Consider the following 13,246-nt stretch of genomic DNA (forward strand, 5'->3'; position numbering starts at 1 on the left):
GTGAGTGATGCAGGAAACCGTGCTCCATCGGATCGTCCGTGACAAGGCAATTTGGGTTGCGGCCCGTCAGCAGCAACAGCCGCTGGCCGAGTTTGAACATCTGCTTGGCCCCAGCCAGCGCAGCTTCTACCACGCGCTTCAGGGCGCCCGCACCGCCTTCATTCTGGAGTGCAAAAAGGCATCGCCCTCCAAGGGGCTAATCCGCGAGGATTTCGACCCGGCACAGATCGCTGGCGTCTATAAGGAGTATGCCTCCGCCATCTCGGTGCTGACCGATGAGAAGTATTTTCAGGGCAGTTTTGACTTCCTGCCGCAGGTGAGCGCCGTGGCGACCCAGCCGGTGCTGTGCAAGGATTTCATTATTGATCCCTACCAGATCTATCTGGCGCGCCACTATCAGGCCGACGCCATCCTGCTGATGCTCTCGGTGCTGGATGATGAGCAGTACCGCCAGCTGGCGGAAGTGGCGCACAGCCTGAAGATGGGTGTGCTGACCGAGGTGATCAGCGAGGAGGAGGCGGCCCGCGCGGTGCGCCTCGGTGCCAAGGTGGTGGGCATCAACAACCGCGACCTGCGCGACCTGAGCATCGACCTTGACCGCACCCGCCGCCTCGCGCCGCTGCTGCCGCCGGGCGTGACGGTGATCAGCGAGTCCGGCATCAACACCTACGGCCAGGTACGCGCCCTGAGCCGCTTCGCCAACGGCTTCCTGATTGGCAGTGCGCTGATGGCCGAGGAGGATTTGGGTGCGGCGGTGCGCCGGGTGATGCTGGGTGAGAACAAGGTGTGCGGCCTGACCCGCGCGCAGGACGCCCAGACCGCGGCAGAGGCCGGGGCCGCCTATGGCGGGCTGATCTTCGCCGCCCGATCGCCTCGCTGCGTCAGCATTGCGCAGGCGCAACAGGTGATGGCGGGCGCGCCGCTGAAGTATGTCGGCGTGTTCAGCGACCAGCCGGTGGCCGAGGTGGCGGATGTTGCCGCCACGCTGGGGTTACACGCGGTGCAATTGCATGGCGCGGAGGATCAGGCTTACATCGATGCATTGCGTGAGGCACTGCCCGCCGCCTGCCGCCTCTGGAAGGCGCTTTCGGTACGCGACCACCTGCCCGCGCGCGATTTGCGCCACGTTGACCGCTATGTGCTGGACAACGGCGCGGGCGGCACCGGCCAGCGCTTCGACTGGGGCCTGCTGGCCGGGCAGCCGCTGGAGAATGTGCTGCTGGCCGGTGGCCTGAGCGCTGACAACTGCGTGCAGGCGGCCCAGTTGGGCTGCGCCGGGTTGGATTTCAACTCCGGCGTTGAGCAGGCACCAGGCATCAAGGATGCCGCGAAAGTGATGGCCGTATTCCAGACGTTGCGCGCCTACTGAGGCGCGCCGTTTTACCGTCTTTACCGACAGGACTGATAGCATGACTCTACTTAATCCCTACTTTGGCGAATTTGGCGGCATGTATGTGCCGCAAATCCTGGTGCCGGCGCTGAAACAGCTGGAAGAGGCCTTTGTCAGCGCCCAGCGCGACCCGGAGTTCCAGGCTGAGTTTATGGAACTGCTGAAAAACTACGCCGGTCGCCCCACCGCCCTGACCCTGTGCCGCAACCTGACCGCCGGCACCCGCACCAAGCTCTATCTGAAGCGCGAGGATCTGCTGCACGGCGGCGCGCACAAAACCAATCAGGTGCTCGGCCAAGCGCTGCTGGCGAAACGGATGGGCAAGACTGAGATCATCGCGGAGACCGGTGCCGGCCAGCATGGCGTGGCCTCTGCCCTCGCCTCCGCCCTGCTCGGCCTGAAGTGCCGCATTTATATGGGCGCGAAAGATATCGCGCGTCAGTCGCCGAACGTCTTCCGTATGCGGCTGATGGGCGCGGAGGTGATCCCGGTGCACAGCGGCTCCTCCACGCTGAAAGATGCCTGTAACGAGGCGCTGCGCGACTGGTCGGGCAGCTACGAGACCGCCCACTACATGCTCGGCACCGCCGCTGGCCCGCACCCCTACCCGACGCTGGTGCGTGAGTTCCAGCGCATGATTGGCGAAGAGACCAAGGCGCAGGTGCTGGAGCGCGAGGGCCGCCTGCCGGATGCGGTGCTGGCCTGTGTCGGCGGCGGCTCCAATGCCATCGGCATGTTCGCGGACTTCATCGAAGAGGAGTCGGTCGGCCTGATTGGCGTGGAGCCAGCCGGGCTGGGCATTGAGAGCGGCCAGCATGGCGCGCCGCTCAAACATGGCAAGGTAGGCATCTACTTTGGTATGAAAGCGCCGATGATGCAGACCGAAGATGGGCAGATTGAGGAGTCCTACTCCATCTCCGCCGGGCTGGATTTCCCCTCCGTCGGCCCGCAGCACGCCCACCTCAACAGCATTGGCCGTGCCGAGTATGTCTCGGTCACCGATGAGGAGGCGCTGGACGCCTTCAAGGCGCTCTGCCGCAGCGAGGGCATCATCCCGGCGCTGGAGTCCTCCCACGCGCTGGCCCATGCGCTGAAGATGATCAAGCAGGAGCCGGAAAAAGAGCAGCTTCTGGTGGTGAACCTGTCCGGCCGCGGTGACAAGGACATCTTCACCGTTCACGACATTTTGAAAACACGGGGAGAGATCTAATGGAACGCTATCAGCAACGTTTTACCGAGCTGGCAACCCGCAAGGAGGGGGCCTTCGTCCCGTTTGTTACCCTTGGCGACCCCAATCCGGAGCTCTCCCTGGCGATCGTGGATACGCTGGTGGAAGCCGGGGCGGATGCGCTGGAGCTGGGTATCCCCTTCTCCGATCCGCTGGCGGATGGCCCGACCATCCAGAATGCCACGCTGCGCGCCTTCGCCGCTGGCGTGACGCCCAACCGCTGTTTCGAGATGCTGGCAGCGATCCGCCAGAAGCACCCGACCCTGCCGATTGGCCTGCTGATGTACGCCAATTTGGTGTTCCACAAGGGCATCGATGCCTTCTACCAGCGCTGCGCCGAGGTGGGCGTCGACTCGGTGCTGGTGGCAGATGTGCCGCTGGAGGAGTCCGCGCCGTTCCGTACCGCCGCCCTGCGCCACCAGATCGCCCCGATCTTCATCTGCCCGCCCAACGCCGATGATGAACTGCTGCGCGAGGTGGCGACCCACGGCCGTGGCTACACCTACCTGCTGTCGCGCGCCGGGGTGACCGGCACCGAACAGCGCGCCCAGTTGCCGCTCGGCCACCTGATTGACAAGCTGGCGGAGTATCAGGCCGCGCCGCCGTTGCAGGGGTTTGGCATCTCTGAGCCTGCGCAGGTACGCGAGGCGCTGGCCGCCGGCGCGGCCGGGGCGATCTCTGGCTCGGCGATTGTGCGCATCATTGAGCGCCACCACACGCAGCCGGCGGAGATGCTCAGCCAGCTCGGCGCTTTTGTGCGTGAGATGAAGGCCGCCACCCGCCGCTAGTTCCCCCACGCCTTACCCTTTTGTGCGGTAAGGCGTTCTTTGTGCTGCTTATTTCTCCTGTCGATTTGTCGAATTGCCATCTATCTACCAGACTTATTAAACCTGCGCTGGCCGCAGCCGCTGGCCGTGGCGCTCGCCACCCTAAATTGACATGGAGAATGGATATGAAGTTATTTAAAGCCTTATCTGCAATGTGCATGGCGCTGATGGTGGCGCTGACCCTTTCGGCCTGCGCGCCGACCGCCAAATCCGAGGGCACCGGCGGCTATATTGATGACACCGTGGTGACCACCAAGGTGAAGTCTGCCCTGCTGGCGGATGACTCGCTGAAATCCCGTGAGATCAATGTAGAGACCTTCAAGGGCCGCGTACAGCTGAGCGGGTTTGTCAGCTCAGTGGCGGACGCCAACCATGCCGTCCAGGTGACGCGCCAGGTGACAGGCGTGAAGTCGGTTGAAAACGCAATGCAGATCAAGTAACTCGGCAACCGCATAAAAAAGGCGCACCCCGGTGCGCCTTTTTTGCCTCTGGCGATCAGAAGCGGTAGCCCGCCCCAAACATAAACACCCAAGGATCGATGCGCGTGTCGATGCTCTGGTGCTCACCGCCAGCATTGAAGCGTGCCTTGGTTTCAATGTTCATCCACCAGACCGACATATTCAGCAGCCAGTGCGCATTCAGGTTGTAGTCCAGCCCCGCCTGCCCCGCGATGCCCCAGGAGTCCTTCAGGCTGAGGTCGCTCAGTCCCGCTGAGGTGCCGGTGTCATTGAACTTCTCATCAAAGAAGGTGGTGTAGTTGACGCCCACGCCTAGATAGGGGCGCAATTTGTCCTGTTTGTCGCCGAAGTAGTACTGCGCCATCAGGGTTGGCGGCAGTTGCTTCACCTCGGCGATGGTGCCCGTGGATTGCAGGCCAATCTTATGCTTGAAGGGCGTCGCCGCCAGCAGCTCCACGCCAATGTTGTCGGTGACCAGATAGCTGAAGGTCAGCCCCAGCTGGGTATTGTTATCGATATTGAACGGGCCAAGCCCCAGCACATTGTCCGATCCCTCGGTCGGGCGCACCGTCGCTGTCCCGGCCCGGACGATAATGTCCCCGGCCTGATGCGCGGAGACCACCGTCGGCAGGGCCGCCGCGGCCAGCAGAATCCAAGACGCCTTCTTCATTTTCCACTCCTTTTGGCTCAAACACCTTCATGCGTAAATAGTTAATGTCATTGCATTTATATTTTGAATGCGTTCGCATCTTTACATTGATTTGACAAAGGTGTCATCCCGTCACGTTTTGCTGATTTCATTAAAAAACAATGAATTGATCCAGATCAAAAGTAAGTCACTTTTCTCGGGGCTTTTTTAGCTTAAAATTTCATTTGCGTAACGTGGGGGGCGTGGGTAAGTTGCTCACTCCCTGTGGGTTTTGGTTCGAAGCCGTAAGGAGTCGGTGGGTAATCAAGATGAGCGAACATCTTAATCCTTGTGTCAGTTGTGGCGCCTGCTGCGCCCATTTCCGGGTCTCTTTCTATTGGGCTGAAGCGGAGGACGGTGGCGGGGTTGTGCCTGTCGATCGTACCGAGCCGCTGACCCCGTTTCTTCGTTGCATGCAAGGAACCAACAGTAAATCGCCGCGCTGCGTCGCGCTTGAGGGCGATATTGGACACGCTGTCTCCTGCTCCATCTATTTGAACCGGCCGACCCCGTGCCGGGAGTTTGACCAATCCGGTGAGAACGGCGTGCATAATGATGCCTGCGACCGGGCGCGGGCACGCTATGGCCTGCCGCCCCTGCCGGTCACTCTGCCGCCGGATGACGCCCTGACGCTGAACGCGGGGTGCCACACCGGTCCGTAACAGGTTACAATCAGCGGCTTACTGATTTGATTGTCGCCAAGGAGTTTTCATGCCCATCACGGCCAACACGTTGTACCGTGACAGTTTTAATTTTATGCGCAACCAGCTTGCCAGCATCCTGTTGCTGGCGCTGCTGACTGCCTTTATTTCTGTCTTGCTGAATCAGGCCTTTACCCCTGACAGCGGCCAGCTTGCCATTCTGGCCAATGCAGAGAGTGACCTGACCTCAACGGCCGGCATGGGGTTGCAGGAGATTATCCAGCAGATGTCCCCGGAGCAGCAGATGGTGTTGCTGAAAGTCTCTGCCGCGGCGACCTTCTCCGCGCTGGTGGGCAATGTGCTGTTGGCCGGCGGGATGCTGACGCTGATCCGCATGGTGTCTGAGCGGCAGCCGACCAGCGTGCTGCGTGCGCTGGGAACCTCCGCGCCGATCCTGCCGCGCTTGTTGCTGCTGATGTTTATCTGCACGCTGCTGATCCAGCTCGGCTTGATGCTGTTTATCCTGCCGGGCGTGCTGATTGCCATTGCCGTGTCGCTGGCGCCGGTGATGGTGGCGAGCGAGCGGATGGGCGTGGTGGCGGCAATCCGCCAGAGCGCCCGCCTCGCCTACGCTAACGTGAAGTTGGTGGTGCCGGCGATGATGCTCTGGCTGGCGGCCAAACTGCTGCTGCTGTTTTTGATCAGCCAGCTGACGGCGCTGACGCCAACCGTCGCCACCGTGGTAATGACGGCGCTGAGCAACCTCATCTCCGCCATGCTGTTGATCTATCTCTACCGTCTCTACATGCTGTTGCGTGCCTAAGCGCACTGCCCCAAAGGGCGCCTGCGGGCGCCCTTTGCCTTTCTGGCCGCCACCTTGTATAAAATACGCGCACTGCCGCCCTGACTGGCGGATAATGCACGGTGCCCCGAGATACACAGCCCCCATTGAATCCGGTATAGTCGGACGATGGATCGCTACTGGAATGAATTATGAAGCAGTTTCTTGATTTTCTGCCCCTGATTGTCTTTTTTGCCTTTTACAAGCTTTATGACATCTACATCGCCTCTGGCGCGCTGATCGCCGCCACGGCGCTGGCGCTGGTCTTTACCTGGGTAAAGTACCGCAAGGTGGAGAAGATGACCCTAATCACGTTCGTCATGGTGGCGGTGTTTGGCACCCTGACGCTGGTGTTCCATGATGACCTGTTTATCAAATGGAAAGTGACAGTGATCTACGTGCTGTTTGCCGCGGCGCTGCTGGTCAGCCAGCTGGTGCTGAAGAAGCCGTTGATCCAGCGGATGCTGGGCAAGGAGCTGACGCTGCCCGATCACGCCTGGGGCCGCCTGAACCTGGCCTGGGCGCTGTTTTTCCTGGTGTGCGGTCTGGCCAATATTTATGTCGCCTTCTGGCTGCCGCAAAACGTCTGGGTCAACTTCAAGGTCTTCGGCCTGACCGCCCTGACGCTGGTGTTTACCCTGTTCAGCGGCATCTATATCTACCGCCACATGCCGGAAGAGCAAAAAAGCCTGAAGGGCAAAAAAATAACTCCCCTCCCGGCTGCGGCCGGGACATTCTTTTTTATTGTGAAGCAAGAGCATGAGTGAAAAACAGAGTTTACCCAACGGCGAGCTGGTGCTGCGTACGCTGGCGATGCCGGCGGATACCAATGCCAATGGCGATATCTTTGGCGGCTGGCTAATGGCGCAGATGGATATGGGCGGCGCAATCCAGGCCAAGGAGATTGCCGAGGGCCGCGTGGTGACCGTGCGGGTGGATGGCATGACCTTCCTGAAGCCGGTCGCGGTGGGCGACGTGGTGTGCTGCTACGCGCGCTGCGTACGCACCGGCCGTAGCTCCATGACTATCCACGTCGAAGTGTGGGTGAAGAAGGTCTCTTCTGAGCCGCTCGGCCAGCGCTACCGCGCGACGGAGGCGGTGTTCACCTATGTGGCGGTGGACGATCAGGGCAAGTCACGCGCCCTGCCTGCCGGGAAAGGCAACTTCAGTCTGGACGAGGCGTAACTCCCCTCGCAAACAAAAAAGCCACGGCACAGGCCGTGGCTTTTTTATGGCGGGTTTACTGGATGCTGCTGCCACCATTGATCTTGAACACAATGGTTACCACCAGATCTTTGCCGGCCTTGTCATAGCGCCATTTGCGCATCGCCTGCTTCACCTCGCGCTCAAACATGTTGCGCGGCTCAGCGGAGAGCACCCGCACATTGCTGACGCTGCCATCGCCTTCAACATCAAATTGCACCTTAACACGCCCCTCAAGGCGCAGGGCAAAGGCGCGCTGCGGATAGAGCGGCTGGCTGCGCTGCAACGGGCGCGGCCCCTGCGACACCGTCGGCTGGGCCGCCGCGGCTGGCGCTGGCTGGGAGGTGGTCGCGGTTTTTTCCGTCTGCTCAAATGGCGACGGCGCAGGCTCCACCTCACGTTTCACCGGCTTCGCCACCTCTTTCGGCTTCGGCTTCGGTTTGGGTTTCTCTACCTTCTTCTCCACCGGCTTGGGCTTGGGCTTCTCAATGGTGATGGCCTTGGGCGGCGGTGGCGGCTCGGGTTCCGGCTCAGGCTGCACCTCCGGCTCCGGTGGCGTCGGCTCTGGCTCGGCCTGCGGCGGTGCTTCTACCGGCTTGGGTGGCGCGAAATCGGCCGGGTTGACCATGGTGACGCTGATCGGCGTCTCCTGTTGGGGCGGCAGGGTGATCTCCCGGTTGAATGAGGCATAGAGCAAACCGCCCACTACCGCGGCGTGCAGCCCAACAGAGAGCACGACTGGCAGTGAGATCCTGCGATGAAATGTGAAGGTTGTTAGCGGCATAATGTTTCTTTTTCCTCTGGAGCCGCAAGTTTAAATGCAAATAGCAATCATATTCAATAAGCTTGAGGCAACTCTCGCGCTTTGATTGATCTGAAAACGGCGGGCGGCCATTTTTTCAGCAATCCCACCCCCCTTTCCGTCAGCCCATCGGATCGGCTATGGTAGAGGCCCATTCAGCCCACTGATATAAAAGGTGAAGTATGCTCTATCTGTTCTACTGTGAGGATTACCCCGATACCCTGGCGAAACGTCAGGCGGAGCGCCCGGCGCACCTGGCCCGTTTGCAGGCGCTGCATGACGCGGGGCGTCTGGTGGTGGCTGGCCCACACCCGGCCATCGACAGCAATGAGCCGGGCGACGCCGGGTTCAGCGGCTCGACCATCATTGCGGAGTTTGACTCACTGGCCGAGGCGCAAGCCTGGGCAGATGCCGAGCCATACCTGGCGGCAGGCATCTATCGCTCCGTGGTGGTGAAACCCTTCCGCCGCACCTTCTAAGCGGCCGATAGCAAAACAGTCCCGTCAGGGACTGTTTTGGCATTTACCATTGGTACACCGCGTTGAGCGCCAGGCGCCGCAGTTGATGATGGTTGACCTGGCGGATGCGGTAGATGTGCCGGTAACGGCGTGATTGGGCTTCCAGCCAGCGGCTACGGCGACGCTGTTGTTGACGGTGCATACGCCAGCGGGCAACTTCATTTCTGCTGCGTTTCATGGAAAAGACTCTCAAACTTTGGGTGGCACGGGCATTATAGGCATTTCAATGTGTGATCCAAGTCTAAAAAGTGCCGCTGCCCGCGGTTAAATCCCCTGCATTAACAAGGCTATTCCCTGCCAGACCGCGCCTGCCCTGATGCTCACGCCGTCGGCACTTTCAGGTCTGATCAGTGGATGGATTAAGTAAGACAAAAGGTTTCCCCTTTTCTTAACTCTGCGTAAACTCACTGAAATGGTTTGCGAACAGGAATGTCGCTCGTATGACAACATTTTACACCGTGATCAGTTGGCTAATGGTCTTCGGCTATTGGCTGCTGATCGCCGGGATCACCCTGCGTATCCTGATGAAACGCCGGGCCGTCCCTTCTGCCATGGCCTGGCTATTGATTATCTATATCTTGCCACTGGTGGGCATTGTCGCCTATCTCTCGTTTGGTGAACTGCATTTGGGGAAGCGCCGCGCCGAGCGGGCCAAGGCGATGTGGCCTGCCACCGCGCGCTGGCTGAATGAGCTAAAGCACTCCAAGGATATTTTTGCCAGCGAAAACAGCGAGGTCGCCCTGCCGCTGTTCCAGCTCTGCGAACGCCGCCAGGGGGTGCCGGGCGTCAAGGGCAACCAACTCCAGCTGCTGACCACCTGCGATGACACCCTGAAGGCGCTGATCCGTGACATTGAACTGGCGCGTCACAACATTGAGATGGTGTTCTACATCTGGCAGCCAGGCGGGCTGGTGGATCAGGTGGCGGAGTCACTGATGGCGGCGGCGCGGCGCGGCATCCACTGCCGGTTGATGCTCGACTCCGCTGGCAGTTTGCCGTTCTTCCGCAGCCCCTACCCGGCCATGATGCGCAACGCTGGCATTGAGGTGGTCGAGGCGCTGAAGGTGAACCTGTTCCGCGTCTTCCTGCGCCGGATGGATCTGCGCCAGCACCGCAAGGTGGTGCTGATTGATAACTACGTGGCCTACACCGGCAGCATGAACATGGTCGATCCGCGCTACTTCAAGCAGGATGCCGGCGTCGGCCAGTGGGTGGATCTGATGGCGCGCATGGAGGGGCCGGTGGCGACCACCATGGGCATCGTCTACTCCTGCGACTGGGAGATTGAGACCGGCAAGCGCATCTTGCCGCCGGAGCCGGAAAGCTCGGTGATGCCCTTTGAACAGGAGAGCGGCCATACCATCCAGGTGATCGCCTCTGGCCCCGGCTTCCCGGAGGAGATGATTCATCAGGCGTTGCTGACGGCCGCCTACTCCGCCCGCGAGCAGCTGATCATGACCACCCCCTACTTCGTGCCAAGCGATGACCTGCTGCACGCCATCTGTACCGCGGCGCAGCGCGGGGTGGAGGTCAGCATCATCATGCCGCGCAAGAATGATTCGATGCTGGTGGATTGGGCCAGCCGCGCCTTCTTCAATGAGCTATTGGAGGCCGGGGTCAACATCTACCAGTTTGAGGGCGGCCTACTGCACACCAAGAGCGTGCTGGTAGATGGGCAATTGAGTCTGGTGGGAACCGTCAACCTCGATATGCGCAGCCTGTGGCTGAATTTCGAGATCACGCTGGTGATTGATGATGATGGGTTTGGTGCCGATTTGGCGCGGGTGCAAGAGGACTATATCGCCCGCTCCACGCTGCTCAACGCAAAAAAGTGGCTCAATCGACCATTCTGGCACCGGATCGTCGAGCGGCTGTTTTACTTTTTCAGCCCGCTGCTGTAAAAAGCGAACCACGCCCTCAGGCCGCACCGCTATGGAATTGCGGCCTGGCAGTAAAGCGCGCCACGGCGCATGCTATGCTGACTGCATACCCCCTTGCTAACAGGATTGTATATGGATCTGAATAATCGCCTGACTGAAGATGAGACGCTTGAGCAGGCTTATGACATTTTTCTCGAACTGGCCGGCGACAACCTGGATCCTGCGGATATCCTGCTGTTTAACCTGCAATTTGAGGAGCGCGGTGGTGCGGAGCTGTATGACCCGTCCGAGGATTGGCACGAGCATGTTGATTATGACCTCAACCCGGACTTCTTCGCTGAAGTGGTAATTGGTTTGGCGGAAGCCGATGGGGAACCCATCAATGACGTGTTTGCCCGCGTCTTGATCTGCCGCGAAAAAGATCACAAGCTTTGTCACATTCTGTGGAAAGAGTGATCCCCTACTCCGCATGCCTGCATGCGGAGAGTCCTTGCGATTCTCCGCCATGCCCTCTTGCCTGACATTTGGCGGTGTGCCGCCGGTTGCTTATCTCTTTAACTTTTCCCCTCTGCCCTCATTATTCCTTTCCCCTTTTTGCCTTTACCAAGCCCTCATCTCTCTGCTAACGAATAGGCTGACGATGCATCTTGGGCTTTAAAAGTATGTTGTAACTATATGCGCTTTTTTTAGCCGCTGTCGCTCTTCCTGCGGATAGAAAAAACACCGCGCCGGAGCGCGGTGTCAGGGGATTACAGCGGGTCGACTTTCAGGCAGGAGACCGCGTGGCGGAAACTGCCCTCCAGCAGCGGGCGGGTCTGGGCGCACTCTGGCCCGGCAATCGGGCAGCGGGTGCGGAACACGCAGCCTGACGGCGGGTTGATGGGCGATGGCAGATCGCCCTCCAGCAGCTGGATCGTCTTCTCCTTCTCCTTATCCGGGTCAGGAATGGGCACCGCTGACATCAGGGCGCGGGTGTAGGGGTGCTGCGGGTTGTGGTACACCTCATCGTAGGTGCCCAGCTCCACCGCATGGCCCAGATACATCACCAGCACCCGGTCGGAGATATGCTTCACCACCGCCAAATCGTGGGCGATAAAGATCAGCGATAGCCCCATCTCACGTTGCAACTGTTGCAACAGGTTCACCACCTGCGCCTGAATCGAGACGTCCAGCGCCGAGACCGGTTCGTCACAGATCACCAGCTTCGGCTCCAGAATCAGCGCGCGGGCGATGCCGATGCGCTGGCACTGGCCACCGGAGAACTCATGCGGATAGCGGTTGATCAGGTTTGGCAGCAGCCCCACCTTCATCATCATCGCCTTCACCCGCTCCTTGATCTCCTGACGCGGCATTTTCGGATGGTAGGTGCGCAGCGGCTCGGCAATGATCTCACCGATGGTCATGCGCGGGTTGAGCGAGGCCAGCGGGTCCTGGAAGATCATCTGGATGTCGCTGCGCGTTTCACGCCACTGGGCATCACTCATATTGAGCAGGTCTTTGCCCAGCCAGGCCACGCGCCCACTGGTTGCCTTCACCAGCCCAATGATGGCGCGGGCAAAGGTGGATTTGCCACAGCCTGACTCACCGACCACCCCAAGGGTTTCGCCCTCATACAGGCGCAGCGTGACGCCATCGACGGCCTTCAGCCGTTTTGGCGGCTGCCAGAACCACTGTTTGCCATCTTTGATGTCGAAGTGGACTTTCAGGTCGGCCACTTCGAGCAACACTTTTTTCTCTGCGGTGCTGTTCATACCAACTCCTCCAGCGGCTTATAGCAGGCGCGCAAACGGCCATGGCCAAAGTGTTCCAACGGCGGCGGGTTGGCGCAGATCTCCATCGCATAGGGGCAACGCGGCTGGAACGGGCACCCTTTCGGCAAGCGCAGCAGGTTTGGCGGGTTGCCAGGGATGGTCATCAACGCCTCCCCTTCCGCATCCAGACGCGGCACCGCGTTCAGCAGGCCGATAGAGTATGGATGGGTCGGCTGGTAGAACACCTCGCGCGCGCTGCCATACTCCATGGTACGGCCGGCGTACATCACCAGCACCTTGTCACAGATGCCCGCCACCACGCCCAGATCGTGGGTAATCATGATGATGGCGGTATTGAACTCACGCTTCAGCTCATTGAGCAGCGTCATGATCTGCGCCTGCACCGTCACATCCAGCGCGGTGGTCGGCTCATCGGCAATCAGCAGTTTGGGCTGGCAGAGCAGCGCCATCGCGATCATCACCCGCTGGCGCATACCGCCGGAAAACTCATGCGGGTACATGTTCATGCGCTTGCGCGCCTCGGGCATCTTCACCGCGTCGAGCATCCGCACCGAGGCCTCAAATGCCTCACTGCGGCCCATCTTTTTGTGCAGCTGCAACACTTCCATCAGCTGCGCGCCCACCCGCATATAAGGGTTGAGGGAGGTCATCGGATCCTGGAAGATCATGGAGATCTCCTCGGCCCGCAGCTTGTTCAGCTGGGCTTCCGGCAGGTTGAGGATTTCACGGCCATTCAAGGTGGCCGAGCCGCCCACGCGGCCATTGCCCGCCAGCAGCCCCATTAGCGCAAAGGCGGTCTGGGATTTGCCGGAGCCGGACTCACCGACGATGCCCAGCGTCTCACCGGCACGCAGCTCGAAATTGAGATCGTTGACGGCAGTGACGGCACCGTCCGGGGTCGTGAAGGTCACGCGCAGGTCGCGCACGCTCAACAGGCTGCCCGTTTCCGCTGACGCGGAACGGTGCAGGGAGGTAATGCTATCTAAGGTGCTCATGGC

15 protein-coding genes and 1 pseudogene are annotated in these 13,246 nt (G+C 60.3%); 11 read left to right on the forward strand and 5 right to left on the reverse strand.

Annotated elements, in window-relative coordinates:
• Positions 1 to 7 precede the first annotated feature (7 nt).
• The 4 genes from trpCF (at position 8) to ACK3SD_RS09465 (ending at position 3,885) form a co-directional block, all read left to right on the forward strand.
• Positions 8 to 1,369, forward strand: coding sequence for a bifunctional indole-3-glycerol-phosphate synthase TrpC/phosphoribosylanthranilate isomerase TrpF (gene trpCF, locus ACK3SD_RS09450; RefSeq protein WP_481127526.1), 1,362 nt, complete (start codon positions 8 to 10; stop codon positions 1,367 to 1,369).
• 40 nt (positions 1,370 to 1,409) lie between these two features.
• A complete protein-coding gene (trpB, locus tag ACK3SD_RS09455; protein ID WP_481125316.1) occupies positions 1,410 to 2,600 on the forward strand; it encodes a tryptophan synthase subunit beta in 1,191 nt (396 codons plus the stop codon).
• Positions 2,600 to 3,406 carry a tryptophan synthase subunit alpha gene (gene trpA, locus ACK3SD_RS09460; RefSeq protein WP_481125317.1) on the forward strand — a complete coding sequence of 269 codons (807 nt, stop codon included), beginning with the start codon at positions 2,600 to 2,602 and terminating at the stop codon, positions 3,404 to 3,406. The genes trpB and trpA overlap by 1 nt, the downstream gene beginning before the upstream one ends.
• Positions 3,407 to 3,570: 164 nt before the next feature.
• Positions 3,571 to 3,885: a BON domain-containing protein gene (locus ACK3SD_RS09465; RefSeq protein ID WP_481125318.1), complete on the forward strand. Its 315-nt coding sequence runs from the start codon at positions 3,571 to 3,573 to the stop codon at positions 3,883 to 3,885.
• A 55-nt stretch (positions 3,886 to 3,940) separates the two neighbouring features.
• Here ACK3SD_RS09465 and ompW read toward each other — a convergent pair whose 3' ends face one another.
• The gene (ompW, locus tag ACK3SD_RS09470; RefSeq protein WP_481125319.1) at positions 3,941 to 4,573 is read right to left on the reverse strand and encodes an outer membrane protein OmpW; all 633 of its coding nucleotides are present in this window, start codon (positions 4,571 to 4,573) and stop codon (positions 3,941 to 3,943) included.
• Between the two features lie 287 nt (positions 4,574 to 4,860).
• Between ompW and ACK3SD_RS09475 the strand changes: the two genes are divergently transcribed.
• The 4 genes and pseudogenes from ACK3SD_RS09475 to yciA all read left to right on the forward strand — a co-directional run bounded on the left by ACK3SD_RS09475 (position 4,861) and on the right by yciA (position 7,258).
• Positions 4,861 to 5,253 (forward strand): YkgJ family cysteine cluster protein, encoded by a 393-nt coding sequence (locus tag ACK3SD_RS09475; RefSeq protein ID WP_137763329.1) that lies wholly within the window; start codon positions 4,861 to 4,863, stop codon positions 5,251 to 5,253.
• Positions 5,254 to 5,302: 49 nt separating this feature from the next.
• Entirely contained in the window at positions 5,303 to 6,055 is a 753-nt protein-coding gene (locus ACK3SD_RS09480; protein ID WP_481125320.1) for a YciC family protein, read from the forward strand.
• A gap of 170 nt (positions 6,056 to 6,225) precedes the next feature.
• A pseudogene (locus tag ACK3SD_RS09485) lies at positions 6,226 to 6,759 on the forward strand (septation protein A); the annotation flags it as partial.
• 73 nt (positions 6,760 to 6,832) lie between these two features.
• Positions 6,833 to 7,258, forward strand: a complete 426-nt coding sequence (yciA, locus tag ACK3SD_RS09490; RefSeq protein WP_481125321.1) for an acyl-CoA thioester hydrolase YciA — start codon at positions 6,833 to 6,835, stop codon at positions 7,256 to 7,258.
• Between the two features lie 55 nt (positions 7,259 to 7,313).
• On the opposite strand, the gene ACK3SD_RS09495 is transcribed toward yciA, so the two are convergent.
• On the reverse strand, positions 7,314 to 8,060 hold the full coding sequence (locus tag ACK3SD_RS09495) for an energy transducer TonB (RefSeq protein ID WP_481125322.1): 747 nt from the start codon (positions 8,058 to 8,060) through the stop codon (positions 7,314 to 7,316).
• A 200-nt stretch (positions 8,061 to 8,260) separates the two neighbouring features.
• Here ACK3SD_RS09495 and ACK3SD_RS09500 point away from each other — a divergent pair, with 200 nt between their 5' ends.
• A complete protein-coding gene (locus ACK3SD_RS09500) occupies positions 8,261 to 8,557 on the forward strand; it encodes a YciI family protein (RefSeq protein WP_137763334.1) in 297 nt (98 codons plus the stop codon).
• A 43-nt stretch (positions 8,558 to 8,600) separates the two neighbouring features.
• Here the strand turns inward: ACK3SD_RS09500 and ACK3SD_RS09505 are convergent, their stop codons facing one another.
• On the reverse strand, positions 8,601 to 8,774 hold the full coding sequence (locus ACK3SD_RS09505; protein ID WP_137763335.1) for a YciY family protein: 174 nt from the start codon (positions 8,772 to 8,774) through the stop codon (positions 8,601 to 8,603).
• A gap of 262 nt (positions 8,775 to 9,036) precedes the next feature.
• Between ACK3SD_RS09505 and cls the strand changes: the two genes are divergently transcribed.
• Positions 9,037 to 10,497, forward strand: a complete 1,461-nt coding sequence (gene cls / locus ACK3SD_RS09510) for a cardiolipin synthase (protein ID WP_481125323.1) — start codon at positions 9,037 to 9,039, stop codon at positions 10,495 to 10,497.
• Between the two features lie 111 nt (positions 10,498 to 10,608).
• Positions 10,609 to 10,932 (forward strand): HI1450 family dsDNA-mimic protein, encoded by a 324-nt coding sequence (locus tag ACK3SD_RS09515; protein WP_137763337.1) that lies wholly within the window; start codon positions 10,609 to 10,611, stop codon positions 10,930 to 10,932.
• A gap of 293 nt (positions 10,933 to 11,225) precedes the next feature.
• Here ACK3SD_RS09515 and oppF read toward each other — a convergent pair whose 3' ends face one another.
• Both oppF and oppD read right to left on the reverse strand, forming a co-directional pair.
• On the reverse strand, positions 11,226 to 12,227 hold the full coding sequence (oppF, locus tag ACK3SD_RS09520; RefSeq protein WP_137763338.1) for a murein tripeptide/oligopeptide ABC transporter ATP binding protein OppF: 1,002 nt from the start codon (positions 12,225 to 12,227) through the stop codon (positions 11,226 to 11,228).
• Positions 12,224 to 13,243, reverse strand: coding sequence for an oligopeptide ABC transporter ATP-binding protein OppD (oppD, locus tag ACK3SD_RS09525; protein WP_481125324.1), 1,020 nt, complete (start codon positions 13,241 to 13,243; stop codon positions 12,224 to 12,226). The genes oppF and oppD overlap by 4 nt, the downstream gene beginning before the upstream one ends.
• Between the last annotated feature and the right edge of the window lie 3 nt (positions 13,244 to 13,246).

This window comes from Chimaeribacter sp. YP20170169 (assembly GCF_056739715.1).